Origin of the sequence: Caballeronia sp. LZ029 (genome assembly GCF_031451275.1) — a bacterium.
In the GTDB taxonomy this organism is placed as follows: Bacteria; Pseudomonadota; Gammaproteobacteria; order Burkholderiales; family Burkholderiaceae; genus Caballeronia; species Caballeronia jiangsuensis.
Genome location: NZ_JARUXO010000003.1, coordinates 1,301,948 through 1,328,069 on the forward strand (window position 1 = coordinate 1,301,948; position 26,122 = coordinate 1,328,069).

A 26,122-nucleotide genomic window follows, 5' to 3' on the forward strand; every position below is an offset into this window, starting at 1 on the left:
AAATAGCGATGGCGGCTCGCGAGAGCGCAGCAGCCATCGAGGTGCTCGTCGCCGGTACTGGGCGTATGTCCGCAACTGGCCGGTTGCCGAAGATCGCAGTACGAGCGCCGCAGATCGCCGGCGGCGTCGACCCGAATTTCTGAAACCAGTAGAGTCGAGATGTGGCGAGGTAGCGGTAGGTTGAGTGCATCTGTTGCCGCCCCTTTCGTCTGGCGGTGCCCCAATAACCTCGCCGTAGCCCCGTTTCCACATCCCGCTGGTCGAACCCGACGTGCGCTACCAACGCATCCGGCTCTCGCACAAGACCTCACGCCTTCACACACGCCAGGCTGCGCCGCCGCGCGCGCTCAGCCGTACGAGCCGATATTGCCCGCAAAGGTGCGGGAGTGGATAGCACCGCCCCTGCGTCACCTGAGCTTATGTTTGTTGCATAACCACCGGCGCAACCACGTTGCGGCGTAGCTGTCGAGCGCGCGATAGGCTCGGCTTACGCTCCCTACCTTGAAGTCGTTCGCCCAGCCGCGCAGCGTGCGGTTCAACCAGCCCACCAGCTCCGTGGTTTCTTGCCATGCCATCTTGAGGGCGTCATTGCATGATTCTGTTCGACCATGCGCCGGATACTCTTCTTCGCCGATCGCATGCCCATAGGGGCTTGCCCCCGTTATCGCTGAGTACATCCGCCCAAACGTAAAACCCAGGAAGTGGAACTCCCCTTCCGGAACCGCGCAGATTTGTGTCTTCCCGTCGTTGACCGTCAGCGCCAGCTTGTTCATGATCTCGCGTAGTCGCGACAACGCTTCTTCAGCCTTGCCGCGCTTGCACAGGATCACCAGATCGTCCGCGTAGGTCACGATTCGACTGCCAAGACTTCGCTCAAGCCCGAGCTTCTTCCATGCCAGCACAAACCCGCGCATATAAATATTCGCCAGCAGTGGTGAGACGGGTGAGCCTTGCGGAATGCCGCGCCTGCTGTCCTTGGCTTCGGTCGTACGTGTCTTCCGGCCTCGATAATCGGTTTCTTCAACGGGGCACTCCAACCACATCTTGATCAGATGCAGCACGCGCCGGTCAACGATGGGTCGCGCAAGCGACAACATCAAATCGGCGTGGGGAATATTTCCGAAGTAGTCCGCGAGGTCGGCGTCGACGACGTCCGTGTGCCCCTGGTGCAGTCGTTCCACCACCTCGATCACCGCTTGCTGGGCGTTTCGCCCCGGGCGGTAAGCGTACTGCTCCGGTGGAAGATCAGCTTCGAAGATCGGTTCGAGCACCAGCATCGCTGCTGTCATGCACACTCGATCTCGCAAGGTCGAGATGCCGAGTGGCCTCAGCTTGCCATTGGCCTTCGGGATAAACACTCTTCTGATAGGGTCTGGCCGGTAAGTCTCCTTCCTGAGCGCAAGCGCCAGTTCGCCAAACCACCTCTGCACCCCGTACGCTTCAACCTCCGCGGCTCTTGCCTTCGCTTTCGCGTGTAACGCCATCTGCAGCTTCTGAGCACGATTCGGAGTTGATAGGTTGCCCAATCTCCACGTCCTCACTACGTACTGCGTCTATCTTGAACTGAGGCCCCTTTCCTTCCCGGCATTACCCGGTTTCATCGGTACTACGAGCCTCTCCGTCATCCCAAGGCGCCCGGCCTGTCCCTCACGGGCATCCGGTCGGTCATCCCTGACCACGCCAGGGGACTTCCCGTGTTGCGTACGCTTTCCTTGTGTACATGCTGTCGCCACTACCCCTGCACAGTGACTGGCGGCACTGCTTCGCTCATCCAGCCTGTCATATCAGCCTCCCCGCGAGGGTGGCCGCGTCGGCCTGCGCATCGGCATTTTCGAGGTTTGCTCAGCGTTCAGTCACGTTAAGGCCTGCACCTTCGCGCTGTCACCAATTCGTGGCACGCTTACCCGAAGACTTCAGCCATTTCGTTACCTCCATGACTGCTCCGGTTGCTTCCGGCTGGAGCGGTTGCCTGGCGAGACTTACACGCGCCGGAAAGCGCCGCCTTTTCACGGCGCACACCCTCTTCTGCCGCTCGGCACTTGTCCCGCTCAAGGTCGCATCCTGAATAAGTGCGGTCCTTCAATGAGGCCACGTTACGGGCCGCAAAGGGTTCTCAATGCGCCGTCAGTTGCCAGCGCAACATGGGATACGTCGCGCCCGCCGGCATCGCCCAGACGCCTGAAGGCCCGAAGTTCCACGACACGAAGCTCGCCGGATTGCTCATCTGCGCAGTGGTCAGTCCGTTTGTCGCGGGCGGTGCAGTGCCGCCCTCGCCGACATGCACCGCGTTCAGCTGATTCGTCGTTTCCTTGTTCCAGTACACGTCGTTGCGGATCGTCCCCGAGTTCAGCGTGGCGATCGCGCCGTTGATATCGGGCGTCGGTCGCTCACTCGACCGCCCCACGGCAAACGACTCTTCGATGATGCCCGTGCTGGCGTTGTATTCGACAAGTGCACCGTCTCCCATCAAGGAGCCGACAGGACCCGTGCCATAGGATTGCTGAATCACCCCGGTGTTCCTTGCGACCAGTCCGCCGCCGCTCGCGTGCGAACCGCCAACGTTGATCGAGCCGGTCGCGAAAGACTGCACGATCCAGCCGTCGTTCTGGTTGACGAGGCCGCCATACGAACCGTTGCCGCCAACGGATGCGCCGCTCCACGACCGTTCTATCGTGCCCTTGTTCCACCCGACGAGACCGCCACCCCCGACGCCGCCGAACGCCGCGCCCGACCCCACTCCACCGGTCGACCATGCATAGGCGACGACACCATCGTTTCGCCCGGCGAGCGCGCCGTAACTGCCGCCGATACCGCCCTCCACCTCGGCGTTCGCCACCCCGACGTTCCGTACGACGCCGCTCGCTCCAACGACACCGAACAGCCCGGCATACGGAACGTACGCTTGAGCAGGGACCTGGATATTCAGGTTACTGACGACATGGCCGAAGCCATCGAACTGCCCGGCGAAGGGCGCCGTGTCGGTCGGTGCGATCGGAGTGAAGGAGGTGCTCTGCGTCGTCTTCAGGTCGATATCCTTGCCGAGGGCGTAATTGCCCTTCAGATCCCGCGACACGTTCATCAAATCCGTGACGTTGTTCACGAGCGTGTATGCGGTGATCTGCGTGACGTAGCCGCTGAAGGGCAAGCCCGGCCAGCATCGATTGGCGAGCAGCGTTCCGGCCGAATAGCTGCCATTCAAGTCATAGAGCAGACTTACGATGCCGCTGCTCCTCGACCAGTCGATCGTGCCTTGATTGCCGATGCCGCCACCATTGTCGATGCCGGTTGCATCGGCGCGAACGGTGAGGTTGCCGCCGCCGGTGTTGCGAATGGCCGAGCCCGCGGCGATCATCACGCTATTCGCGGAATTCAGCGCAAGCGATGCGCCGCCTTGCCACTCGACGTTGCCGCTCACCGTGATATCGCTGTTCGCGCCTGTGATCGTAACGTCCACCGATGTGCCCTTGTCCAGGCTGCGCGAGATTGCATTGGCGGCGTTCGCGTCGATCGTGAAGATCGGGGCGCTCAATGTCCAATGGCCCGCAAGCACCGTCGCGCTGCCGATGTCGAGCGTCGTTGCGCGCGTGTCGACGGCGCCGCCGCTACCGTCCGCATTCTTCGCGATGATCGTGCCGTCCGCATGAACTTCGCCCTTGTCGGCGACGAGCCAGACGTGGCCATCGCGGGTTGCAGTGCCGGTCGCGCGGATCGCAGTGCTTTTGCCCGCGAGGGCATACACGTTGCCATCGGCGGCTTGCAAGCTGGCTTGCGCCGCCCCGATCGTGCCCGCGTTTATCACCGTGCCGCCGCTTCCCGCCTGCACGAATACCTGTTGGCCTGCGGACGCGTCCTGCAGCAGCACCTGATTGCCTGCAACCAGTTCAACCGTTCCCTTCGGCGCATCGATGCTTCCGACGTTGATCACCGACTTGCGCGACACGAGCAACACGTCGCCGCCGCTCGAACCAATGTTGCCGAGATTGATCACCACGCCGTTACCTCCGCCCGAAAACGCGAGCGGCCCGCCCTGCATGAAGGCGTTCGGATCGATATTCAGGGTCGATGCAACGAAGCGCCCGCCCGTCGCGATCACGCCACCGGGGGCCACGAGCACGCCGTGCGGATTGATGAGATAAACACTGCCGCTCGCGTGCATCTGCCCCAGGATCGTGGAAGGATCGCCGCCCGTCACCCGATTGAGCGTCGCACCGCTACCGTTGTCGAAGGTCACCGTGCGAGACGACCCGATCGAAAAGCTGCGCCAGTCGATCACGCCCCGCGACGACGTCTGATTGATCGTGACGGACCGGCTGCCGGTCGTTATAGCGCCGCTGCCCGCGACGAACTGGCCGCCGCCAGGGAGCGGCGGCGCCCCGGATCCCGCGATCGCGTAAGCGGACGCCAGGCCAAGCACGAACGGTCGCATCGGAAGGCAACATTGATTTGGGGTGCGAATCCATGAACACCGCGCCAAGCGTTGCATGTTTCCCTCCTTTGCCCTGAGCCGCTCGCCACTCAGTCGGGCAGTCGCCGTTCAAGAGTAGTTTGTCCAAGCATAAGCGGATAGTAGTCCGGAAGCCGGCAACGTGTACGTAATCACGCCCGATCTCGCTCATTCTGCGCGAACGCTGCCGGCGTTCGTTCAGCAATCCACGCAACAAAGACGCAAGGAGTTCGGCGAATGGGAGGTCGCGACCATCTCTTGCGGCCGCTACGATCGAACTATCCAGTCGCACGACGTCAACGTGAGTCCTCCTGCTCGAGTTTCACTATCGCGAACCAGACGAGCCATTGATATTCGCGCCAGTGGTCGCTCACCGCTCGAGCTTGCGCGACAGCATCGGTCAATCTGGCGCACCCGATCTCCAGCTCACCATCAGCGCGAGCGAGAAGCGCCTCTCCCTGCATGAGCTCAAGCACCCGCAGGTTACGGCGTCTGGCCATCGCGCCGGTGTCGGGTGCACTCGATGTCGTTCGCCAGCTGCGTCAGCCGTGACAGGCTGTAAAGGCCCTCGACCACGTCAAACAAAGCGCCTCTACGCTCCGGCAGCCTGCTCGCGCATGCGACGAGCTTCGTCGCGCAAGAACTGCTGATAATCGTCGAGATCGCCGTCGAAGGGCTCGACGCCACCCTTGGTAACGAGCCAGAATTCATCACATACCGCTCGCAGCAGGGACCGGTCGTGACTGACGAGCATCACAGTGCCTTCGAATTCGTTGAGTGCCATGCCTAGCGCTTCGCGGGTAGCCAGGTCCAGGTGGTTGGTAGGCTCGTCGAGCAGCAGCAAGTTGGGACGCTGCCACACGATCATGCACAACACGAGTCGGGCCTTTTCGCCACCGCTCATCGTGCCGACCGCCTGATGGACCATGTCGCCGCTGAAACTGAAGGTGCCGAGAAAGGTGCGAAGCGATTGTTCGGTACCACTCTGGCCGGGCGCTCGCATGTGCGCCGGCGTGTCCTTGGCGAGCCGAATCATGTGTTCCATCGGCGTGTCGAGAGGACGCAGCACGTCGAGTTCCTGCTGTGCGAAGTAGCCGATGTTCAACCCTTTGCCTTCACTGATTTCGCCGGCAATCGGCGCCAGCGCGTGCGCCACTGTCTTCACTAGCGTGGACTTGCCCTGCCCATTGGCACCGAGGATGCCGATGCGTTGACCGGCCAGCACAGATCGGTTGATGCCCCGAACGATGACGGTGGGGAGCGTGCCCGGCGGTGCGTCGGTCGGCGCCGGATAGCCGAAGCTCGCATCCAGCATCGACAACAGCGGGTTCGGGACGTTGAGCGGCTCCTTGAACTCGAAATTGAACTCTGCGTCGGCAAGCACTGGCGCGATCTTTTCCATGCGTTCGAGCGCCTTGACGCGGCTTTGCGCCTGCTTTGCCTTCGAAGCCTTGGCCTTGAAACGGTCGATGAATTTTTGCAGGTGAGCGATCTTGTCCGCTTGCCTGGCCATCGCGGCCTGCTGTAACAGGAGTTGCTCAGCGCGCATGTCTTCGAACTTGCTGTAGTTGCCGCCGTAACGCACGAGCTTGGCGTTGTCGACGTGCACCGTCACCTGCGTCACCGTGTCGAGAAATTCGCGATCGTGGCTGATCACGACCAGGGTCCCCTGATAGCGCTTGAGCCACGCCTCGAGCCAGACCAGCGCGTCGAGGTCAAGGTGATTCGTCGGCTCGTCGAGCAGCAGCACGTCGGACGGGCACATCAGCGCGCGCGCCAACTGCAATCGCATGCGCCAGCCGCCGGAGAAACTATTGACCGGCTCGCCAAGCTGCGCAGCAGTGAAGCCAAGGCCCAGGATCAGCGCTTGGGCGCGCGCGGGGGCATCATGTGCACCTGCGTCGTGCAGGGCCATGTAGGCGTGCGCCATGCGCATGCCGTCGTCGCTGGCCTCAGCGGCGGCCACTTCGGCCTGCGCGGCAAGCAGTCCGATGTCACCCTCGATTACGAAATCGGTCGCACTCAGCTCTGTTTCCGGCATATCCTGCGCGACTTGGCCCATCTTCCACGCAGCGGGAATCGAAAACTCGCCGCCGTCTTCGTGCAGCGTGCCGTTGAGAAGGCCGAAGAAGGACGATTTTCCCGCGCCATTGCGGCCAACAAGGCCAATCTTTTCGCCGGGGGTGAAGGTGACGGATGCGCGGTCGAGCACGACATTGACGCCGCGGCGCAGCGTGACATTTCGGATGGAAATCATGAGGAGCGGCTTCGAAGAGGATAGGCATGATAGCCGACCGGACGTACAGACCGGACACTTTTCGGGCCGCACGAGTGAAGAACCACTTTCGCTTTGCGGCGTCCACCACCCAAAAGCAATACGCACGCTGACGCACGGGCGTTCCAGTTGCGGGGACACCGACCATATTGTGAAAGGCGGATCTTGGTCGATCGTGAATTTTCGAGGCTGGACCGGAACAACAGCGATCGATGATTGAAAGCCAAACTTTCCTAGACGACCCACAAGAGATGTGTCGTCCCACTTTGAAACGGTCATTTAGTGCCTGCAAGTCACATCAGTAGAAAGAAGCGAATCCACCGTCTATGCCATCATCCGGTACATTGACCCGACTACCGGAGATCATGATGAGCAGCAAGTGGTTTTCGAAATTCGCGAGCTACCTTTCCACGATGACCGGTAGGCCCGCCACCTTTGTGATGGCCGTTGCCCTTGTGCTCGTGTGGGCGATCACCGGCCCGTTCTTTCACTACAGCGACACATGGCAACTTGTGATCAACACGTCGACCACGATCGTCACGTTCCTGATGGTCTTCCTGATCCAGAACACGCAGAACCGTGACACGGCCGCGATGCAGATCAAGCTCGACGAGCTGATCCGCGCGATGGAAGGTGCGCATAACGCGCTGCTCGATCTCGAAGAACTCGAGGAAAAAGATCTGAGTCGTTTCCGAAAACACTATGAAAAATTGGCGGAAGAAGCGCGCACCGCGCTGCGCGCGGGCGATAGCGACACCGGTTCGCCGTTCGTCGACAACCACGATGGCAATGATGACGAGCGGCGAGGCGATGAGAATGCACCAGATCCAGGACTAGCACCTCGTTAGTTTCGGTCGAAGCCGAATTGCTCGACGTTCAAGAGCAGGCGCCCCGTCCTGCCGTTTCCATCCACGAACGGATGAATCTTGACGAACCGCGTTTGAAGTTCCGCCGCGCGCGCGACAGGATGCATGTTCTCCCCTCTCGCATGCCACTCGATGAGCGCAGCCAATTCGGCCGGCAGATTCAGAAAGTCCGGCGGAGTCGTGCGCGCGCCGACTGTCGTTACATTCACATGTCGATAGCGGCAGGCTTCCTCACCGATACGGCCTTTCAGCACGACATTGTGGATGTTCCGGATCTGCCATGCGCACAGGGGCTCGTTCTTCGCCTCAGTCTTTCATGCAGCGAAGCCAGAGCCGGAGGCGAAAGCGGACGCACCGCGTCCAGCTTCGCCTTGTCGGCATCGATCGCTTGCAGCATCCGTTGCAGAGACGAGTCCATGGCTCCGATCCGATGTCGCCGGGGAACGCGATGGACGTCCCGGCCCGCGTTGTCTGGCCGTGCGAATCGAGGAAGAAGAGCTTAGTCATGCAGCGATAAATATCAGTCATCCTTAATTGTTTAAACGCTTCTGACACAAGATGACCGTAACCACTGATAGGCTCAGCCTCGGCGCGGCGACTGAAAACATGTATCGCCGCGCCGGGTGCGTTCAGTCCCTGCTTGGGAAGAGGCCGTTTATGCAGATTGCAAAGTTCATCGGCGGGTAAGGCTTTTCGTTTGCCTGGCCACCGGCCACCGGCATTGGCGTTAGATTGGGCAACTGGAACGTACTTGTCCCGTCGCCCCCGTAGAAATTGCCAATCAATGCGAACAGCGCCTGGAATTGCGCGATGTGCAGCGTCTGGCCCTGACACAGCATCCAGCCCTTGGGCGCCCAGCCGAAGCTGAACATGCGGATTTCACCGATATACGCGTCTCCCATTGAACTTCTTCTTGGTTGTCATCGATCGAAGGAACGACACCTGCTCCAGGCTACTCCTGGCCCTGCGCGGACGTTACTGTTCGATTTGCCACGCAAGTACCGGCGATATGCTCACACTCGGCTCGTCGACAAACCAAATGAAGTCGGGACCGGTGTTCGGGAGCCGAGGCCTGTCGCTTCTCCCGTTAACTCGATATTCCAGAGACGTTGTCGAAGATCGTGCGACCATTATAGGCCGCTTGCTTGTTCCGAGATTTTTCGGTGACGCGGGTTTGCGCATCGGGCAGGAACAAACTTCGCTATTGCCAACGACCTTGCTAGACTCATGTTCCAGAAGCCGATCCCCCTTGCCATGGAAAGGTAAAGAGGAGAGCGCAGACGTTGATCTGCACGAAGTGCACGGTTCGAAATCGGATGCCGAACAGGAGAGTTGTTTCGTGAAGAACCGCCTTCTCTGCGTGCTGTCCTTCATGTGGGCCAGCGCCGCCTGGGCCGCCGCCCCTGTCTGCTTCCCGGTCGGAACTACCATGACGCTTCGCGGCACGCCCGTGCAGGACGTGATGGAAACGGACGGCGGCTCCCGACAGCCCGTCTCGCTGCTGGCGATGGACCCACCGCTGTGCGTGATCGACAAGCGCTATTCTCAGGACGCGCAAGGCCGGGTCATGGTCCCGCGGGTGCTGATCATCGGACCACCGCTTCCGACCGGCGTGACGCTCTCGGTCACCGGCACGCTGATGCGGCGGAGCGCACCGCCCTACTACATGGTGCCGACGGCAGCCTGGGTCGTCCCGCCCACGATGGTTCCGCCGCGCCAATAGGGACTTCGCTTCGGCGCACGCGGTGCATCGGCCAGTTGATCCGCGGATGTGATTGCCAGCAGCCACGAGCCGAGCGCCTCAGCAGATCGAAGCTGCCAGCAGCAACTCGCGACAAGCTGCGATCTTACGTCCCCAGTCGTCAATCATCGCAGCGAAGCGCTCGCCTTCGTAACCTTCGAGCGCCTGTTCGCCCGCAGCGTTCAGCGCTGTGAGTTCGTAGCTCACCCATACCTCGGTGCGGGCTTCGTCGAGTGCGACACAGCGCACCTCGACACGACCGGTGCGCGAGGCCGGCGTGCAGCGCAAATAGCACGATCGGTGTGCCTTGCGGTCGAAGTTCGTCAGCGTCCAGATAGTCCGCTCATCACCCTGACCGGTGATGAACACCATACCGGTCTCTGTGCGGCCATCGCGGGGGTAGACGTAGACTGGCGCCCAGCCGTCGACCCACAGCTCCTCACCGGCCGGCGTGAAGAACATGAAGGCCTGATCGACCGCGGCGTCGACCACGATCCTGTGACTGACGTTCAGCCGGGGCGTCACGGGTTGATCCTCCGATGATCATACGATGAGCTGGCCAAGCTGCCATAGCCCGAGCCCAGCCAGCAGCGCGGCAGAGCACAGGTTGACGGCGCGTTGCCAACGTTCGTCGAAACGGTCGCGCAACTGAGCCACACCGGCAGACAGGATCAACCACCATAGGGCCGAGCCCACCAGTACGCCGGCCACCATCACCCAGGGCGACGCCGAAGGCGAGCGGCCTGCCAGTGCACCGAACACCGCCATGAACGAGAGGATGGTCGTCGGGTTCGACATCGTCAGCACGAAAGTGCCGGCCATATAGCGCAGCAGCGTGCTGGTCGGCGGGGAGGCATTCGCGCTGCGCACCGCCGGCTTCGTGGCGATGCGCCAGGCAAGCCACAGCAGGAAGCCGCCACCGAACAGGCCCAGCCACAGCCTCAGGCTCAGCAACCAGCCGATCAATCCGCTGACGCCAAACGCGCCGATGGCGCCGTACACCGCGTCGGCGAATGCCGCCCCCAATCCAGTGGCGAGCCCCGCAGGGCGACCATGATCCAGCGTGCGCTGGATGGCCAGCAATCCTATCTGCCCGACCGGCGCAGCGATCGACAGCCCGATCAGTAGCGACTGGCCGAACAGCACGGGAATGGGTGACGACGAGATGAGATCCATGTCGGAGATTATCCGGCGGCATCGAAGGCTTGCACAGAATAAAACACCAATCGAAAATCCAGTTCATCTTCGATTTTTCAGGTGGAAGCCCGTCATGACCGAAGCACTGCAACTCGACGCCAAAGCCTGGGCGCTTCTGATGGCGCTACAGGAGGATGGGCGCGCGCCCTTGAAGGCGCTGGCCCTTGCCGCGGGCTTGTCGGTGCCTGCAACGGTGGAACGACTCAAGCGCCTGAAGGACGCCGGCGTGGTGCGCTCCGTAGGCGCCGACCTGGATCCCGTGCGGCTCGGCTATGCCGTGCGCGCCATTGTCGGCATCACCGTGCAGCAGCCCGGCAAAAAGACCTTTCTCGACAAACTGCGCCGCGCGCCCGAGGTGCTGGAATGCCATCACGTCGCCGGTGCCGATTCCTACATCGTGACCGTGGTATCCCCCAGTCTCGAACAACTGGAGCGCTTTCTCGCCACCATCAACACCTACGGCGAGACGCGGACCTCGATCGTCTTCTCTACCCCGATTCCGCGTCGCGGTCTGGTGGCGCCGGGTGCGTCGCGCTGAGCCTCCAACCGTCGCTTCGGGTACTCGCCGAGCATCGCCTGCGGGTTCAGCCGCTCAGCGTCGAGACTAGGCGCGTTCGACGCTGTCGGCGAGCGCGCGCAACAAGGCCGCGCCATCGCCATGCCAGGCGCTGCCGTGCATGCAGGCCAGCGTCGTCGGCTGCAATGCGGCAAGGCGTTCCAGCATTGAGCGGGCGTTTCTGGTGTGCGAGAAGTAATCCATCTCGTGACGGAACGCCTCGCTGGGTTCGAGGATATCGCCCTCGGTAAGCGGCGGAAGGTGCGAACCGCCTTGGGTAAATAAGTCCCCACAGAGCAGCGTCGCCGACGCGGTCTCCATGAGAAAGCCGCATTCCCATGCGTGCGGTAGATGTGGCGTATCGAGCCAGCGCACGCTGTGCTGGCCCAGCGAGATCGTCTCGTCATCATCCATCGCGCGTGGCGGGCGGTCAGCATAATCGCTGACCGAGACCATGGCCGCGACTTGGCCGCACAACGGCTCCGCATGCGGCGCGACCGCGAGAAACTCGTTGAGTGCGCCGCATTCGTCGGACTCGAAATGAGAGAAGCCGATATAGCGCAGACGATCGATCGATATGATGCGTTCGACTGCTTCACGGATGACCGGAAACAGCCTGCGCAGACCGGTATGAAATAGCAGGGGCTCGTCGTCGTCGATCAGATACTGGTTGAACGAAAAGCCACCCCCACCGGGAATCTCGACCGGCGTGGAGATGCGATAGATGCGTTCCGCAATCTCGTCGATTGTTGTACCGCTCGAAAGGGACTGGCTCGGCATGGTGCGCTCCTTTCTTGGACAACTTACGTAATCCAGGCTCGGTCAGATCGTCGATGCACGTGCGCCGATTTTCGGCCATCCGGGTATCGATGTCCATTGCTTATCGGTCGATCAGGGGCGGCGAGATCACATCGTATTAGACCAATGGAGTTGCAAGCCCTTCCGTTTCGATCACGCGCTGGATCGCAGGTCGCGCTAGCATCCGTTGCAGATACTGACTGAGCAGTGGCCATTCGCGTGCGGGTTTCGTGAAACCTCTTGTCCACCGGCAGAGCATGAATGCGTAGGGATCGAGGATCGTGTATTGGTCCCCCAGTAACCAAGGGCCTTCGCTCGATCGAAGTTGCGACTCCAACTGTTCAAGCAATATGCCGATCTTCGATTCAGCATGAGTCTGCACTTGCTTCGCGCCCGGCGCGTTGCCGGCATCCACCCAACGCTCGGGATAGAAATAGACAATCAACGCCGCTTGCAGTGTGTTCGTCAACCACATGAGCCACTTGTAGAACTCGGCCCGCTCTGGCGTTGCCAGTGTGGGCGCCATTCCGCTTTCCGGATGGGTATCGGCTAAATGCAGGCAAATGGCCGCAGTCTCGTACGGCACCGTGTCGCCATCAACCAATACCGGAATCAATCCATTGGGATTCAGTCGTAGATAGTCTGCCGACTTATGCTCATCCTGCGTGCGATCTACAAGTACTAACTCGAAAGGCTGGCCGATTTCCTCCAGAACGATGTGGGGGGCCATGCTTGCGTTGCCGGGGTAATAGAACAGTTTTTTGGCGGTCATGTTTAACGTCGATTGCTTATGTCGAGATCGTTTTGCGCATGATGACGCTGCGGTGACTCGCATTCTCCCATAGCGCATACGCCTGGCAATTGTTGACGATTTGCGCGCCGATGTCGATTGGCCGCTTATGGCTGAACACGGAAGTACGCGAAGGCTGAATTCGTCCGGATACGTCGCTGGCCCAGCGCCCTTTTGACGCCCGGTCGCGACCTTATCCGATTCTCGGGTTCACCACCGAGACGTTCGGGCCTGACGGCATCCAGTCGCCCAGATACCAGTTCTCCTTCCACACCGGATTCGTGCTCGTGATCGCGCCCGTCACGATGTAGCCGCTCGGTTCCAGACCGCCGACACTGAACGGACCATCGGTCTCGCTGTTGTCGATATGGTTCGTGATCTGAATATCGACGGTCTTGGCGACCGGTCCCGCGAGCGAGCCCAGATCGATCTGGATGCCCGGGCCCGCGCAGCCCAGCGTCTTCGGGCTGACGATCCTGATCGCCCGGAACACCGCCGTGTTGTCATTCGGCTCGATGTCGAGCCCTGCCTGCGGCGCGGTTCCACCTATGTTCTGCCAGACAGGATGGTCGAAGGTGATGGTATCGCCCGAAATGATCGTCACACCCTGGCGACGACAGCCGTCCGCGAGATGATTGGTGATCGTCGCGGCCTTGCTCGTCACGCCGTCCTCGACATAGCTGTTGGTGATGTAGATGCCGTCACCCCAGCAGTTGATCGTCGTCGGCGACGTAATCGTGACGTTCGAGCTGCCGGCGATCGAGATGCCCATGCCCCACTCCCCCGACGTAGCCGCATTGAGCGACTTGCTGCCGTCGAGGTACGGCGACTCGATGTTCACGTTGCTCGCATCCCAGATGCGCATCATCTGATACGAGTCGGTATTGTGAGCCAGCAGCTTGATCGAAGCGCCCTGAGCGAAGCGTATGTGGGTGTTCGAGCGCAGCGTGAGTCCCGTGGTGTCGATCCGGCTTTGCCCGGTAATCAGGAGAATCTGCCCCACCGATCCGTCGATCGCGGCCTGGAGTGCAACGCGATCGTTCGTGGTTCCGTCGCCTTTCACGCCGAAGGATACGTCGAGCAGGACGCCGTTCGGGCTGGTGTCGCTCGCGCTTTGAACGCCGGTGGATGTGCCTGAACTGGTTTCGCTCGCGCCTTGCGGACTGGTGGCCGTGACTGGACCGGGTTCGCTTGTGTCCTGCGAGCCGGTGGTCGTGGTTGTGCTTGGGCTCGGGCTCGGGCTCGGGCTCGGGCTCGTCTTGCTCGACGATCCGGCCGCATTCGACGAACTCGCGCCGCCGCCTCCACAAGCGGACAGCACGAGGGAGCCAGCGCCGAAGACCAGCGTCGAAAGCACTTTGCGACGCATCGTGCTGGAAATATCGGAGCGTGTCGAGGCCATGAAGGGTTCCCTCGAATGACAAGTGCGCGACCGGGCGGAGTCGGATTGATTTGCGCCTCAGGAACGTGAAGCGACAGGCGACGAGCGAATCGTTTCGGCGCTTGTTTGGTTTACGGCGCGAAAAGCAAAGTCCTTAGTGAAAAGGTCGTGGGAGCGTCGTCTTTGCCGGTCGCGGTTCACGATGGATCGGCGACAGAAGGTACGTTGTGGTGTTGGATGAGCCACTGCGACCGTTGTTATCAACGATTCGCATCGATCGAGCGTTCGAAAGCCCGTCGTATCCTTTGAGGCAGTCGCGACGATTTCGCTGAACTCGACACAGGCGCCGAGATTCCAGCGCTTGAACGGCAACCGGCAACCCCTACGCCAATCGCAGATCCCACAACACATCGAGTACGTGTTGAGTGGCACGCTCGACGTGCCCTGCACGATGTGCAATGCCTAGTCGACGCCACAGCGCCGGGCGCAGCGGACGCATGACGACGCGGCTGTCGGGTAACGGCGTCGTGGCTTCATGCGGCAAAAGTGCCGCGCCGTAACCGGCCGCTACCAGACTCTTGATCGCGTCGTTGTAGTTGAGCTGAATGCGCGGCGCAGGATGATGTCCCGCTGTCGCAAACCACTCCGTCGTCAGGCGCGAGAGACGCGTGGTGGCGTCGTTGAGGATGAGAGGCTGAGCGGCGAGCCATTGAGGCGTTACACGAGCCGGGCATCGCCAATGCGCCGGCACGAAGGCCATCACGGGATCGCGGCGCCAAGGCTTTATCACGAGTCCAGCCACTGGCGGCTGAGGCAGCGCGATCAGCCCGACATCGAGCGTCCCATCCGCCAATCGCGACAGCGTTTCATGCGACGTGAGCACCGCAAGCTGAATATCGATTGCGGGATTGCGCTGGCGCAGCGCCTCGAGCGCTTGCGGCAACAAGTACGCGATCACACCGGTCGACGCACCGAGCCGCACGCGCCCTTCGAGCCCCTGCACCTGGCGTTGAATATCGTCCAACGCCTGCTCCGCATCGGCCAGCAGGCGACGCGCGCGCTCCACCAGCACCTCGCCTATCGCCGACGGCTTTACCTGCCCGCGCTTCCGTGACAGGAGCGGCGCCCCAATGCGGTCTTCGAGTTCGGCGATATGAAGGCTGACTGTCGGAGGCGCGAGATTCAACGCACGCGCTGCATCGGCGAATGAGCCACGCTCGGTAATCGCGATCAGAGTGCGCAAGCGGTCCAGGCTGATCTCTCGCATATCGGCGTCCAAATTCAGAAAAACTGAATGTTTAGGTTATGAAATTCAACTTTCTCTATTCTAGCGGTTCGGTGAACATGGGAGCTCTTTCAACCCGGTACAACCATTCGGAGGATCAGCGTATGAGCGCTCCCGTTGTTTTCATCGATGGCGATCAAGGCACCACCGGACTGCAAATCCATGAGCGGCTGCGCAATCGGACCGACATCACGGTGCTCACGCTTCCCGCCGCAGAACGCAAGGATGCGCGTCGTCGTGCAGAAGCCATCAACGCCTGCGATATCGCCATTCTCTGTTTGCCCGATGCCGCCGCACGCGAGGCGGTAGACGCTATCGTCAATCCTGCCGTCAGAGTCATCGACGCAAGTTCGGCCCATCGCACACAGCCAGGCTGGACATATGGCTTTCCGGAAATGACGCCGGGACAGGCTGAGCGCATCGCGAGCGCGCGTCGGGTCACGAATCCCGGCTGCTATCCGACGGGGGCGATCGGCTTGCTGCGTCCCCTGTTGCAGGCCGGGCTCATACCGGGCAACTATCCCGTCAGCATTCATGCGGTGTCCGGATACTCCGGACGTGGTCGTGCCGGCGTGGAGGAACACGAAGGGCATGATGCCGTCAACGCACCTTCATTTCAGGTATATGGTCTGGAACTCGCGCACAAGCACGCTCCGGAAATTCAGGCGCACGCAGGGCTCGCGCAGCGGCCCATTTTCGTCCCTGCGTATGGTGCGTTTCGTCAGGGCATTGTGTTGACGGTGCCGCTGGCGTTGCGGCTTCTCGCTCCCGACGTGGATGGCGCCACGTTCCACGCATGTCTTGCACGCCACTATGAGGACGCAGCGCACGTGCGTGTCTTGCCGATGCATGAAGCGGATGTGTTGAAGCACCTCGATCCGCAAGCGCTGAACGGTACGAACGACATGCGCTTGAGCGTATTTTCTAACATGGAACACGGGCATGTTCTGCTGTCCGCGGTCTTCGACAATCTCGGCAAAGGCGCATCCGGCGCTGCAGTTCAGAATCTGAACCTGATGCTCACGCGCGAATAGCGGCCGTGACGAAGCCGCAATGCTGTTTTCACTTCGAAGTGAAATGAACCGCGCAGCCTCGATCCGGGACTGCGCGCACAGTCCCGGATCTATCGGTTTGCGATGCGAAGGCGCTAAACGAAAGACGCCAGGCCGGTCAGATCGATTCGGGAATGAGCAAGACCTTGCTGGACGTCGCCAACCCGGCGTGGAGATCGGCAAAGGCTTGCGCGCCTTCCGAAAGCGGCCGTTGCTCAAGCCACGTCAACGTACCGAACGCGCCTTCGTGCAGCGCGCTGACCGTCGCTCGAAGGTCGGCCATCGTGTAGGTATAGGTGCCCAGCAACGTGATTTCAGCGAGCGTGAGCTTTCGCATATCGATCTCGCTCGCCCAGTCTTGCAGGCCGATATGCATCATGACGCCGCCCGGTTTGACCGCGACGAGCGCGCTGTTCCGTGTCGCTTTCGCCCCCACCGCGTCGATCACGCAATCGAAGCGGTTCGGCTCCGCCTCTTGCTCCAGCGGATTGTAGGTTCCGCACTTCGCTTCGTTCTCCACCGATGCACGTCGGCCAGCGTTCGTCTCGGCGACGGTCAGGTCGCGACATCCATACGATCGAAGCAGTAGCGCACAGAACAGTCCGATGGCCCCTCCTCCGATGATCAGAACGCTGCACTCCGGAATCGGCCGGCTCAACGCACGCATGGTCAGATTCACGGCATGCAGTGCAGTAGCCGCAGGCTCCGTCGCGGCAGCGACGTGCGCCGGCATTTCCGGCGGAATGGCGACGAGGCTGGCGGCCGGAATCGACATGTATTCGGCGAAGGCTCCCGGCCGCGTCATGCCCACCATCGTGCGATTGGCGCACAGGTTATCCCGCCCTTGCACGCAATACTCGCAAGTGCCGCACGTAATCAGCGGATTGCCCGTCACGCGCGTGCCTTCCTTCCATTTGGCATCGCGGCTTTGCGCGATGGTGCCTGCAAATTCATGGCCGAGAACCAGGCCTGGCTTACGGCGAGGATCATGGCCGTGATAGGCATGCATGTCGGACCCGCAAATACCGACGGCATCGATCTTCAATACGACCTCGCCGTCCTCCGCCACTGGTACCGGGCGTTCGAGCAATTGCATCTCGTTAGGCTGTGTATAGACGAGCGCTTGCATCACAAAGTCTCCAGACGTTGAGTGGCATTCGATGTGCGCGCGCGAATGCGTTCGCATCGCGGGGATTTGCGGTGGCGTGCGAGCCAGGCGCAACACAGCGCGCTCAACGTCCCGGCACCTAGCACATAAGCGCACAGATACCACGGCTTGCCGGACTGAAGGCCAGTGAGATATGTCGCCGCTACAGGCGTCAAGCCTCCCGCGAATACACCGGCGAACTGATAGACGAAGGAAATACCGCTATAGCGAACATCGGGTTCGAAAGCCTCGGAGAACAACGACGACATGGTGCCGAACACCGCCGCATGAAACACGCCGAACGGGATGACGATCGCGATCCACACGGGCAACGCGGAATGGCTGGCGTTCTGCATCAGCATGAACGCCGGATAAGCCGAAAGACCCGCGAGCAATGCACCCATGCCGTAGACGAGCGGCTGTCCGACCTTATCCGACACACGGCCCCAGAAAGGAATGAAGAACGTCATCACCGCCGCGCCGAACACGACGCCGAGCAGCGCGGTCATTCTCGGGAAGTGCAGCGTTTCGGTGAGATAGTGGATCGAAAAGACGCCGAATACATTGAAGAACACACCATCGATGACACGCGCGCCCATACAGGCGAGTACCGTGCGCGGATACTTGCGGAACACATCGATGATGGGCAGCGCATCGTGCTTCGTTTTCTTGGCCTTGTTGAAATCGTCAGTCTCCGCCACGTGCTTTCGCATGTAGAAAGTGAGGATCACGAGCACGCCGCTTGCGACGAACGCCGAGCGCCAGCCCCATGCGAGGAATTGAGCATCGTCGAGTGTGTAGGACAGGATGGCGACCACGCCCGATGCCAGCACGAGTCCGAGCGACATCCCGATCTGCGGCAGGCTCGCATAGAAGCCGCGCTTCTCGACGGGCGCGGATTCGTATGTCATCAGCACTGCGCCGCCCCACTCGCCACCCAGCCCGATGCCTTGCACGATGCGGCATACCAACAGAAGCAGCGGCGCTGCGATACCGATGGACGAGTAGGTCGGAATCAGGCCGATCATGACTGTTGCGCCGCCCATCAGAAGCAGCGTGAGCATGAGCATTTTCTTTCGGCCGAGCCGGTCGCCGAAATGGCCGAAAATCACACCGCCTATTGGTCTTGCGACGAAACCAAGCGCAAACGTGGAATACGCGAGCATGGTCGAGACGACAGCGTCCGCCTGCGGAAAATACAGCCGATTCAAAACGAGTCCTGCAACGACACCATAGAGGAAGAAGTCGTACCACTCGATGACGGCACCGAGCACGCTGGAGATCGTGACCGCTCTGAGATTGTCGGAACCCGCCGCGGCTCGGCTTTGCATTGCTTCCTGTGCGGCAGGGGGCGCTCCGGGAAGGCCCCGCCCCTGACTTTGCCTGTCCTGTATCAACATGGTTGTCTCCACCATTGTTAATCAACGTGCGGTATATCCGCCGTCGATCATGATTGTTTGACCACTGATATAGCTGGATGCATCGCTTGCAAGAAACACGGCGAGGCCGTCGATGTCCTCCAGTTTGCCGTTACGGCCGATGCACGTCTGTTCGGCATGCTTGCTCGCGAGCGCTTCATCGGCGAACACGGACGCGGTGAGCGCTGTAGGGAAAAAGCCAGGACCGATGGCGTTGCACGTGATCCCGTGCCGGCCCCACTCCTGCGCGATCGCGCGGGTGAGCTGGACCACGCCGCCTTTGCCTGCGCCATAGGGCGCGCTGTTTGCAAACGCCCGATACGACTGCAAGGACGCGATATTGATGATTCGTCCCCAGCCCTGCGCTCGCATGAGCGGCGCGAGTTTCTGAGTGAGGAAGAATGGCGCGCCCAGATGAAGCGCCAGTTGCGTCTGCCAGGTCTCGGGCGTGACCTCGGCGAACGGCTGACGCAAGTTGACGCCAGCGGCATTGACGAGAATATCGATGCGCCCGTTTTGCGCGAGCGCTTCTTCGGCGCAGCCGATCGCGGCCTGAGGCGAGCTTATGTCGGCGGCGATGAAACCCGCTTCGATGCCCTGGGTCGCGAGGGTTTCCGTTGCGTCGCGCAATGCGCCTTCGCGTCGGGCCGCGAGCACTACGCGCGCACCCGCACGTCCCAACGCGCTCGCGATCGCGAGGCCAATGCCGGCATTTCCTCCGGTCACGAGCGCGACGCGTCCTTTAAGACTGAACATACTGGCAAGTTCCATCGTCACTCCATCGTAAGTGCGTTTCGGGACTCAAACCTGCACAGCGTCGCCCTTTTCGAACTGCTCGTTCGGGAAGTACTTCTTCAGACGATCGTCCGCCGTGCGTGCATGCGCTTCCATGCCTTCGAGCCGCGAGATGCGCGCGGTCACTTCGCCGATACGACGCGCTGCGTCGCGCGTCATGCGCTGCCAGGTGAGCGTCTTGACGAACTTGTGCACGGACAGGCCGCCCGAGTAGCGCGCCGCGCCCTTGGTCGGCAGGACGTGATTCGGGCCGCTGGTCTTGTCGCCGAACGCGACGGTCGTTTCCTCGCCAAGGAACAGCGAGCCGTAACACGTCAGGTTATCGAGCCACCATTCGAGATCCGCCGAATGTACTTCGAGGTGCTCCGACGCATAACGGTCCGACACTTCGACCACTTCTTCACGCGTATCACAGACAATGACTTCGCCGTAGTCGCGCCACGCACTCGCGGCTGCGTCGCGTGCGGTCGGCGGCAGATCGTCGATCAGGCGCGGCACGAGCGCCATGACTTCGGCAGCAAGCGCCTTCGATGTCGTGAACAGCCATGCAGGCGATTCATGTCCGTGTTCGGCTTGCCCCACGAGATCGCTTGCGACGATTGCCGGATCGGCGGTGTCGTCGGCAATGACCGCGACTTCCGACGGACCCGCGAATACATCGATGCCCACCTTGCCGAACAGAGTGCGCTTCGCTTCCGCGACGAACTTGTTGCCAGGCCCGACGACCACATCGGCAGGCTTGCCCGTGAACAGCCCGTATGCCATCGAAGCGATCGCCTGAACGCCGCCGAGCGTCATCACCACATCGGCGCCCGCCGCCTTGAAGCCATAGAGCACGTAAGGATGAATGCCGCCGCCGCGGAACGGGCTCGAGCACGCGATCACGGTCTTCACGCCCGCTGCCTTGGCGGTCGCGACGCCCATATAAGCCGAAGCGATATGGGCATAACGACCCGCCGGCGCGTAGCAGCCGACCACATTGACCGGGATGACACGCTGGCCCGCCGTCACGCCCGGATGCAGTTCCACGGAGAAATCTTCGATCGAGCGACGCTGTGCGACGGCGAAGTCGTGAACCTGCTTCACGGCGAAATCGATGTCATCGCGGATATGCTGCGGTACTTCGCGCGCGCGCCGCTCGATCTCCTCGCGCGGCACGATGATGTCGCCGTCCCAGTGATCGAGCTTCTTCGCGTACGCCCGCACGGCCGCTTCGCCGTTGGCTTCGATTTCAGCAAGCATCTCCGTGACGACGCGCTGCGCCGTGGCAGTTTCGGTCTCCGGGGTTTTGGTGGCCTTCTTCAGATAAAAAACCGTCATGGTCCGCTCCTGATGTGGAAGATCTTCGGTTGCGCCTAATGCAAGCGCTTGCATTTCGAGGGGAAAAATAAGCCGGCTAGGGCTCCGGCGATCTGATCGCTCGCATGTAAATGCAAGCGCTTGCATCTATAATAAAAGAAGCAGTTTCACTTTGAATCAGTATTGACACCTATAAGCCTCGCGTCACGTCGGTGGGATGCTGACGCAGAGCCTGACCAAGCAGAATGACGATGAACGACGCAACTGAAACGAGTACCGTAGACCGACCGCGACTGTCCGATGTGGCAGCACTGGCGGGCGTATCGACAGCAACGGTGTCGCGGGCGCTTTCGAATCCGGACATGGTGAAAAGCAACACGCGCGAGCGCATTCTGCAAGCGATTGCGCGCCTGGGCTATGTTCCGGACGGCGCCGCGCGGGCGCTGGCGTCAGGGCGCGCCCGCATGGTCGGCGCTATCGTCCCGACGCTCGACAACGCCATCTTTGCGCGCGCCGTTCAGGGCCTTCAGAGCACGCTCTCGAACGCGGGCTACCAGTTGCTGATCTCCGCGCACGAATACAGCCTTGCGGCCGAGACGGAGGCGGCGCGTGCGCTGCTCGAACGCGCGGTGGATGCGCTCGTGCTCGTTGGCGCGGAGCACGCGCATGAAACATGGGAAATGATGCGAGCCAGCCGGATTCCAGTGCTCATCACATGGACCAATGCCGCCGCCGCAAGCGAGATTTTGACGACGACAGCACCGCTCATCGGTTTCGACAACAGGTTGATCGGAAAGCTCGCGGCCGAGCATCTGCTCGCTCTCGGTCATCGGACCTTCGGCATGATCTCGGGGATGATGCGTCAGAACGATCGCGCGCGTCATCGGGTCGATGGCTTTCGCAGCGCGCTCGCCGATGCAGGCATACGACTGCCCGAAGCGAACGTGATCGAGCAGCCTTTCGGCTTCGACGGCGGCCGTACCGGACTCAAGCATCTGATGCAACTGCGCCCTCGCCCCACTGCCGTGTTCTGCGGCAACGACGTTCTCGCGCTCGGTGCGCTGTTCGAAGCGCAATCGCTCAACATAAAGATTCCGGACGAGCTGTCGATCGTCGGTTGCGACAACCTGCCCATCTCGTCGCAGATCACGCCCGGGCTCACGACCGTATTACTGCCGACCTATGAACTCGGGCAGCGCGCGGCGCTTACATTGCTCGACTGGCTGACCACGCAGCGCGCTCCCGCGGATGTATGTCTGCCGATCGAACTCGTCGTGCGCGGAACCAGCGGCCCCGCGCCCGTTTGAGCGCTCGTTCAGCGGGTCACAGCCTTCGGAGGCATCCCGAGCGTTTCCCGCATGCACACGTCGTCACGCTGACGCTCCCAGTGCGCGACCGCCACGGTGGCAACCGCATTGCCGATCATGTTCGTCGTTGCGCGGATTTCGGCGATGAAACGATCGACGCCCAGCACGATGGCCGCGCCCTCGATGGGAATATGCTTGAACGCGGCGAGCGTCGCGAGCAGGCAGATGAAGCTCGCGCCGGCGACACCCGCCATGCCTCGCGAGGTCAGCATCGAAATGCCGACGAGCACCGCCTGTTCCGCGACCGACAACTGAATGCCGAACGCCTGCGCGATGAACACCGCGCAAATGACCTGCGCAACGCACGTCCCCGCGAGATTGAACGTGTAGCCCATCGGCATGACGATACCGACCACGCCGGTCGGACATCCAAGCGCTTCGAGTTTCTTCACGAGTTGCGGAAATGCGGCTTCGGACGACACGGTGGCGATCACCAGCAGGATCTCGCCACGAATGTATTTGAGCAGACGCCACAAGCTCACGTCACACATCAGGCAGATGCCGCCGAGTATCAGCACGATATACGCGAGCGTCGCCGCATACACCGTGACGAGCAGCATGAACAGCGAGTTCATCGTGCCGAAGCCGAACTTGCCGACCGCATACGCCATCGCACCGAATGCACCGATGGGCGCGAGCCGCATCACGATACGCACGATGCCGAACAGCGCGCTGCCCACGCCTTCGAAGAACTTGTAGGCCGTCTCCCCTGTCTTGCCCGAATGCGACAGGCCGATCGCGAAGAGCGTCGAGAACAGCACGACCTGAAGCATGTCCGCGTTCGCGAAGGCCGACACCGCGCTATCGGGAATGATGCCGAGCAGAAATCCCATCACGCCGCCGGAAGAAGCATGCAGCGATCGCTCGTAGCCGTTCAGCACGCTCGCATCGATCGAACTGGGCGTGAGGTTCATCCCCACGCCGGGCTGGATGGTGTTGACCGCCCACAGTCCGATCAGCAAGGCGATGGTCGTCGTCAGTTCGAACAGGATGATCGACTTGCCGCCGATACGCCCGAGCGCACCCGCCCCGCCCATCTCTTTCGCGCCGAGCACGATCGTCACGAAGATGAGCGGCGCGGTCACCATCTTCACGAGCTTGATGAACGCCGTGCTGAGCGGCGCGACGCTTTGCCCGGCATTGGGAAAGTAATGGCCGAGCAACGCGCCGGCTACGATTGCGATGAGAACCTGCACGTAAATCTGACGAAAGATCTTTCGCATGCTTGTCTCCGGGCGTCCTGCCGACGCCTGCATTTGTATCGCTGTGGGATGAAGCCGGATGCGGGGTTCTGTTCCTGTCGGTGTCGTCGTGATGAATGCGCGTGCCGGCTCGCGTCAATGCGCGTCGGCGCTGTCGTTCGCGAGCGCGCGAAGCTGCTCGAACAGCTTGCGATTCAGCACGATGCCCGTGCTCTCGCTCGCCGCCGCGATCTCGTGGCGTCGATAGCCGGGCAGGCGCACGTCGTCATCCACGAGCATCAGTTCGATGAGCGTCTCGATGCGTTGCTGATAGACGCGCGAGCCCGCGAGCGCATCGGGGTCGAGCAGCCAGAACAGATGCCCGACGCGCGAACGCGGCCCTTCTTCTGTCAGAAACGAACCGGCTTCCGAGCCGAATTGCGCGCCGGAAAGCGCCGCCGCGAGCAGTTCGACCATGAGCGCCAGCACCGCCCCCTTCGCACCGCCGAAGGGCAGCATCATGCCGCCGAGCGCGGCGTGGGCATCGGTGGTCGGCTCGCCGTCGATGGTCGTCGCCCAGCCTTGCGGAATGGGCTTGCCGTCGCGCGCCGCGACCATGATCTTGCCGCGCGCCACCTGCGACAGCGACAGGTCGATCATCAACGGCTCGGCCTTTGCGCGCGGAAACACGGCGGCAATCGGATTGGTGCCGAGCAAAGGATGCTTGCCGCCCCACACGGGCATCGAACCCGGCGCATTGCTGAATGCAAGGCCGACGAGCCCCGCGCGGCCGACCGCTTCGAGATGGTACGCACCCGCGCCGAAGTGATGACTGCGCGTCACGCTCGCCGCCGCGGTGCCGAACGTGCGCGCCCGTTCGATGCCGGTCGAGATCGCGAGCGCGCAGGCGTCGAACGCGAGGCCATCGGCGGCATCGACGAGAAACGCCGCGCCCTTGTCGCGCACGATGCCGGGCACCGCCGCCGCATCGACGCGGCCGTTGCGCAGTTGCGCGAGATACATCGGCAGGCGCGCGACGCCGTGTGACGAGAGGCCGCGCGCATCGGCATAGACGAGCGCCTTCGCGGTGGCTTCGGCAGTGGCTTCGGTGGCGCCCGCTTCGACCAGGGCGAGGCGCGCCAGCGCGTGCAGCGCGGCGGGCGTGATGGCGATGTTTTCGGATGCGGTCATTTCTGCATGTCCTGCGCGGGTTCGATCAACATGCGCGCGTCCTCTTCGAGGGCAGCGCGCGGATCGGCGAGTATGGCACGCGCTGCCTCGACATCGAACACGCCCTCCCAGCGCGCGACCACCAGCGTCGCCACTGCATTGCCGATCATGTTGACAAGCGCGCGGATCTCGTTGAGCACGCGGTCGATACCGATGATCAGCGTGATGCCCGCCACCGGAATGATGTTGTGCGAGGACAGCGTGGCCGTCAGCGCGACCAGCGCCGCGCCCGCCACGCCGGCGCCGCCCTTCGACGTGAGCAGCAGGATCGCGAGCAGGCCGAGTTGCTGCATCAGCGTGAGATGCGTGTTGGTCGCCTGCGCGATGAAGAGCGAGGTCATCGTCAGATAGATGGCCGCGCCGTCGAGATTGAACGAGTACCCGGTCGGCAGTACGAGACCCACGACCGACTTCGGGCAGCCGAGCCGTTCGAGCTTCTCCATCAGACGCGGCAGCACGGACTCCGTCGTCGATGTGCCGAGCACGATCAGCAACTCCTCGCGCAGATAACGCAGCAGAGACCACAGACTCACGCCCGCCCAACGGCACGCGGTGCCCAGCACGAGCACGACGAACAGAATGCTGGTCACATAGAAGCAGAGAATCAGCAGGCCGAGTTGCTGCAAGGTGCCGATGCCGTACTTTCCAACCGTGAACGCGATCGCGCCGAATGCGCCGAGCGGCGCGAGCCGCATGATCATTTCGACGATGCGCATCAAGGCGTCGCCGAGTTGTTCGATGCACTGCGAGAGGAACTTGCTGCGCTCGGACATCAGCGACAACGCGACGCCGAACAGAACCGAAAAGAGCAACACCTGCAGCAGATCGCCACGCGCGAACGCGCCGACCACCGAGTTCGGCACGAGTTCTTCGAGCAGGCTCCTGTGTTCCGCCGAATGCACCTCGGTGACGAAATGCGAGACCGCGCCGGGATCGAGCGTCTTCGGATCGATGTCGAGGCCCGCGCCCGGATGCACGACATTTGCGACGACGAGTCCGATGACGAGCGCGATCGTCGTGACGACTTCGAAGTACAGGATCGTCTTGAAGCCAACGCGCCCTACCTGCTTGAGGCTTTCCATGCGCGCGATGCCCACGGATACCGTGCAGAAGATCAGGAGCGTGATCAGCATCTTGATCAGACGGATGAAGGTATCGCCGAGAGGCTTGAATTGCACGCCGAGGCTGGGCGCGAAGTAGCCGACGAGAATGCCGGCTGCCAGTCCGATCAGGACCTGGACATAGAGATGCTTGAGCACGCGCAAGATGGTGTCTCCTCCACTCGCTGCTGCAAGATGTG

At 61.8% G+C, this 26,122-nt stretch carries 24 protein-coding genes; 6 read left to right on the forward strand and 18 right to left on the reverse strand.

Annotation, left to right across the window (positions count from 1 at the left end; genetic code table 11):
* Positions 1-8: 8 nt before the first annotated feature.
* Positions 9-143 (forward strand): hypothetical protein, encoded by a 135-nt coding sequence (locus tag QCE73_RS25220; RefSeq protein WP_309884046.1) that lies wholly within the window; start codon positions 9-11, stop codon positions 141-143.
* A gap of 264 nt (positions 144-407) precedes the next feature.
* Here QCE73_RS25220 and QCE73_RS25225 read toward each other — a convergent pair whose 3' ends face one another.
* From QCE73_RS25225 to QCE73_RS25235, 3 genes are all read right to left on the reverse strand, one after another.
* On the reverse strand, positions 408-1,484 hold the full coding sequence (locus QCE73_RS25225) for a reverse transcriptase domain-containing protein (protein WP_309884047.1): 1,077 nt from the start codon (positions 1,482-1,484) through the stop codon (positions 408-410).
* Between the two features lie 629 nt (positions 1,485-2,113).
* A complete protein-coding gene (locus tag QCE73_RS25230; protein WP_309884048.1) occupies positions 2,114-4,414 on the reverse strand; it encodes a filamentous hemagglutinin N-terminal domain-containing protein in 2,301 nt (766 codons plus the stop codon).
* A gap of 622 nt (positions 4,415-5,036) precedes the next feature.
* On the reverse strand, positions 5,037-6,701 hold the full coding sequence (locus tag QCE73_RS25235; protein ID WP_309884049.1) for an ATP-binding cassette domain-containing protein: 1,665 nt from the start codon (positions 6,699-6,701) through the stop codon (positions 5,037-5,039).
* 386 nt (positions 6,702-7,087) lie between these two features.
* Between QCE73_RS25235 and QCE73_RS25240 the strand changes: the two genes are divergently transcribed.
* Entirely contained in the window at positions 7,088-7,567 is a 480-nt protein-coding gene (locus QCE73_RS25240) for a low affinity iron permease family protein (RefSeq protein WP_309884203.1), read from the forward strand.
* Here QCE73_RS25240 and QCE73_RS25245 read toward each other — a convergent pair.
* Entirely contained in the window at positions 7,564-7,839 is a 276-nt protein-coding gene (locus QCE73_RS25245) for a Fic family protein (protein ID WP_309884050.1), read from the reverse strand. The two genes, QCE73_RS25240 and QCE73_RS25245, sit on opposite strands and share 4 nt — an antisense overlap.
* A gap of 375 nt (positions 7,840-8,214) precedes the next feature.
* Positions 8,215-8,487: a tail fiber protein gene (locus QCE73_RS25250; protein ID WP_309884051.1), complete on the reverse strand. Its 273-nt coding sequence runs from the start codon at positions 8,485-8,487 to the stop codon at positions 8,215-8,217.
* Positions 8,488-8,924: 437 nt separating this feature from the next.
* Here QCE73_RS25250 and QCE73_RS25255 point away from each other — a divergent pair, with 437 nt between their 5' ends.
* Complete coding sequence (locus tag QCE73_RS25255) at positions 8,925-9,308, forward strand: hypothetical protein (RefSeq protein ID WP_309884052.1); 384 nt, start codon at positions 8,925-8,927, stop codon at positions 9,306-9,308.
* Positions 9,309-9,386: 78 nt separating this feature from the next.
* Here QCE73_RS25255 and QCE73_RS25260 read toward each other — a convergent pair whose 3' ends face one another.
* Both QCE73_RS25260 and QCE73_RS25265 read right to left on the reverse strand, forming a co-directional pair.
* A complete protein-coding gene (locus QCE73_RS25260) occupies positions 9,387-9,851 on the reverse strand; it encodes an SRPBCC family protein (RefSeq protein WP_309884053.1) in 465 nt (154 codons plus the stop codon).
* Positions 9,852-9,869: 18 nt separating this feature from the next.
* Complete coding sequence (locus tag QCE73_RS25265; protein WP_309884054.1) at positions 9,870-10,502, reverse strand: LysE family transporter; 633 nt, start codon at positions 10,500-10,502, stop codon at positions 9,870-9,872.
* A 94-nt stretch (positions 10,503-10,596) separates the two neighbouring features.
* Between QCE73_RS25265 and QCE73_RS25270 the strand changes: the two genes are divergently transcribed.
* Complete coding sequence (locus QCE73_RS25270; RefSeq protein ID WP_309884055.1) at positions 10,597-11,061, forward strand: Lrp/AsnC family transcriptional regulator; 465 nt, start codon at positions 10,597-10,599, stop codon at positions 11,059-11,061.
* A gap of 66 nt (positions 11,062-11,127) precedes the next feature.
* Here QCE73_RS25270 and QCE73_RS25275 read toward each other — a convergent pair whose 3' ends face one another.
* From QCE73_RS25275 to QCE73_RS25290, 4 genes are all read right to left on the reverse strand, one after another.
* Positions 11,128-11,859 (reverse strand): MBL fold metallo-hydrolase, encoded by a 732-nt coding sequence (locus QCE73_RS25275; RefSeq protein WP_309884056.1) that lies wholly within the window; start codon positions 11,857-11,859, stop codon positions 11,128-11,130.
* A 136-nt stretch (positions 11,860-11,995) separates the two neighbouring features.
* Entirely contained in the window at positions 11,996-12,649 is a 654-nt protein-coding gene (locus QCE73_RS25280; protein WP_309884057.1) for a glutathione S-transferase family protein, read from the reverse strand.
* Positions 12,650-12,860: 211 nt separating this feature from the next.
* Positions 12,861-14,069, reverse strand: a complete 1,209-nt coding sequence (locus QCE73_RS25285) for a right-handed parallel beta-helix repeat-containing protein (protein WP_309884058.1) — start codon at positions 14,067-14,069, stop codon at positions 12,861-12,863.
* Between the two features lie 361 nt (positions 14,070-14,430).
* Entirely contained in the window at positions 14,431-15,315 is an 885-nt protein-coding gene (locus QCE73_RS25290) for a LysR family transcriptional regulator (RefSeq protein ID WP_309884204.1), read from the reverse strand.
* Positions 15,316-15,437: 122 nt separating this feature from the next.
* On the opposite strand from QCE73_RS25290, the gene argC reads away from it, so the two are divergent.
* A complete protein-coding gene (gene argC / locus QCE73_RS25295; protein WP_309884205.1) occupies positions 15,438-16,367 on the forward strand; it encodes an N-acetyl-gamma-glutamyl-phosphate reductase in 930 nt (309 codons plus the stop codon).
* A gap of 136 nt (positions 16,368-16,503) precedes the next feature.
* Here argC and QCE73_RS25300 read toward each other — a convergent pair whose 3' ends face one another.
* The 4 genes from QCE73_RS25300 to hisD all read right to left on the reverse strand — a co-directional run bounded on the left by QCE73_RS25300 (position 16,504) and on the right by hisD (position 21,065).
* A complete protein-coding gene (locus QCE73_RS25300; protein WP_309884059.1) occupies positions 16,504-17,514 on the reverse strand; it encodes an alcohol dehydrogenase catalytic domain-containing protein in 1,011 nt (336 codons plus the stop codon).
* Positions 17,514-18,863 (reverse strand): MFS transporter, encoded by a 1,350-nt coding sequence (locus QCE73_RS25305; protein ID WP_309884060.1) that lies wholly within the window; start codon positions 18,861-18,863, stop codon positions 17,514-17,516. Before QCE73_RS25305 ends, QCE73_RS25300 begins: the two co-directional genes overlap by 1 nt.
* A 90-nt stretch (positions 18,864-18,953) precedes the next feature.
* A complete protein-coding gene (locus QCE73_RS25310) occupies positions 18,954-19,721 on the reverse strand; it encodes an SDR family oxidoreductase (protein ID WP_309884061.1) in 768 nt (255 codons plus the stop codon).
* 30 nt (positions 19,722-19,751) lie between these two features.
* Positions 19,752-21,065, reverse strand: a complete 1,314-nt coding sequence (hisD, locus tag QCE73_RS25315; RefSeq protein ID WP_309884062.1) for a histidinol dehydrogenase — start codon at positions 21,063-21,065, stop codon at positions 19,752-19,754.
* Positions 21,066-21,295: 230 nt separating this feature from the next.
* On the opposite strand from hisD, the gene QCE73_RS25320 reads away from it, so the two are divergent.
* Positions 21,296-22,351: a LacI family DNA-binding transcriptional regulator gene (locus tag QCE73_RS25320; protein ID WP_309884063.1), complete on the forward strand. Its 1,056-nt coding sequence runs from the start codon at positions 21,296-21,298 to the stop codon at positions 22,349-22,351.
* An 8-nt stretch (positions 22,352-22,359) separates the two neighbouring features.
* On the opposite strand, the gene QCE73_RS25325 is transcribed toward QCE73_RS25320, so the two are convergent.
* The 3 genes from QCE73_RS25325 to dctA form a co-directional block, all read right to left on the reverse strand.
* On the reverse strand, positions 22,360-23,634 hold the full coding sequence (locus QCE73_RS25325) for a cation:dicarboxylate symporter family transporter (protein ID WP_035500657.1): 1,275 nt from the start codon (positions 23,632-23,634) through the stop codon (positions 22,360-22,362).
* Positions 23,635-23,748: 114 nt separating this feature from the next.
* Positions 23,749-24,783, reverse strand: a complete 1,035-nt coding sequence (locus tag QCE73_RS25330) for an Ldh family oxidoreductase (RefSeq protein ID WP_309884064.1) — start codon at positions 24,781-24,783, stop codon at positions 23,749-23,751.
* On the reverse strand, positions 24,780-26,087 hold the full coding sequence (gene dctA / locus QCE73_RS25335) for a C4-dicarboxylate transporter DctA (protein ID WP_404989802.1): 1,308 nt from the start codon (positions 26,085-26,087) through the stop codon (positions 24,780-24,782). The genes QCE73_RS25330 and dctA overlap by 4 nt, the downstream gene beginning before the upstream one ends.
* Between the last annotated feature and the right edge of the window lie 35 nt (positions 26,088-26,122).

What these genes read in the sequence shown, in the direction of transcription:
- QCE73_RS25220 (WP_309884046.1), top strand. Translation starts at nt 9, where the DNA reads ATGGCGGCTCGCGAGAGCGCAGCAGCCATCGAGGTGCTCGTCGCCGGT.
- QCE73_RS25225 (WP_309884047.1), bottom strand. Translation starts at nt 1,484, where the DNA reads ATGGCGTTACACGCGAAAGCGAAGGCAAGAGCCGCGGAGGTTGAAGCG.
- QCE73_RS25235 (WP_309884049.1), bottom strand. Translation starts at nt 6,701, where the DNA reads ATGATTTCCATCCGAAATGTCACGCTGCGCCGCGGCGTCAATGTCGTG.
- QCE73_RS25240 (WP_309884203.1), top strand. Translation starts at nt 7,088, where the DNA reads ATGAGCAGCAAGTGGTTTTCGAAATTCGCGAGCTACCTTTCCACGATG.
- QCE73_RS25250 (WP_309884051.1), bottom strand. Translation starts at nt 8,487, where the DNA reads ATGGGAGACGCGTATATCGGTGAAATCCGCATGTTCAGCTTCGGCTGG.
- QCE73_RS25265 (WP_309884054.1), bottom strand. Translation starts at nt 10,502, where the DNA reads ATGGATCTCATCTCGTCGTCACCCATTCCCGTGCTGTTCGGCCAGTCG.
- QCE73_RS25270 (WP_309884055.1), top strand. Translation starts at nt 10,597, where the DNA reads ATGACCGAAGCACTGCAACTCGACGCCAAAGCCTGGGCGCTTCTGATG.
- QCE73_RS25275 (WP_309884056.1), bottom strand. Translation starts at nt 11,859, where the DNA reads ATGCCGAGCCAGTCCCTTTCGAGCGGTACAACAATCGACGAGATTGCG.
- QCE73_RS25280 (WP_309884057.1), bottom strand. Translation starts at nt 12,649, where the DNA reads ATGACCGCCAAAAAACTGTTCTATTACCCCGGCAACGCAAGCATGGCC.
- QCE73_RS25285 (WP_309884058.1), bottom strand. Translation starts at nt 14,069, where the DNA reads ATGGCCTCGACACGCTCCGATATTTCCAGCACGATGCGTCGCAAAGTG.
- QCE73_RS25290 (WP_309884204.1), bottom strand. Translation starts at nt 15,315, where the DNA reads ATGCGAGAGATCAGCCTGGACCGCTTGCGCACTCTGATCGCGATTACC.
- argC (WP_309884205.1), top strand. Translation starts at nt 15,438, where the DNA reads ATGAGCGCTCCCGTTGTTTTCATCGATGGCGATCAAGGCACCACCGGA.
- QCE73_RS25300 (WP_309884059.1), bottom strand. Translation starts at nt 17,514, where the DNA reads ATGCAAGCGCTCGTCTATACACAGCCTAACGAGATGCAATTGCTCGAA.
- QCE73_RS25305 (WP_309884060.1), bottom strand. Translation starts at nt 18,863, where the DNA reads ATGCAAAGCCGAGCCGCGGCGGGTTCCGACAATCTCAGAGCGGTCACG.
- QCE73_RS25310 (WP_309884061.1), bottom strand. Translation starts at nt 19,721, where the DNA reads ATGGAACTTGCCAGTATGTTCAGTCTTAAAGGACGCGTCGCGCTCGTG.
- hisD (WP_309884062.1), bottom strand. Translation starts at nt 21,065, where the DNA reads ATGACGGTTTTTTATCTGAAGAAGGCCACCAAAACCCCGGAGACCGAA.
- QCE73_RS25320 (WP_309884063.1), top strand. Translation starts at nt 21,296, where the DNA reads ATGAACGACGCAACTGAAACGAGTACCGTAGACCGACCGCGACTGTCC.
- QCE73_RS25325 (WP_035500657.1), bottom strand. Translation starts at nt 23,634, where the DNA reads ATGCGAAAGATCTTTCGTCAGATTTACGTGCAGGTTCTCATCGCAATC.
- QCE73_RS25330 (WP_309884064.1), bottom strand. Translation starts at nt 24,783, where the DNA reads ATGACCGCATCCGAAAACATCGCCATCACGCCCGCCGCGCTGCACGCG.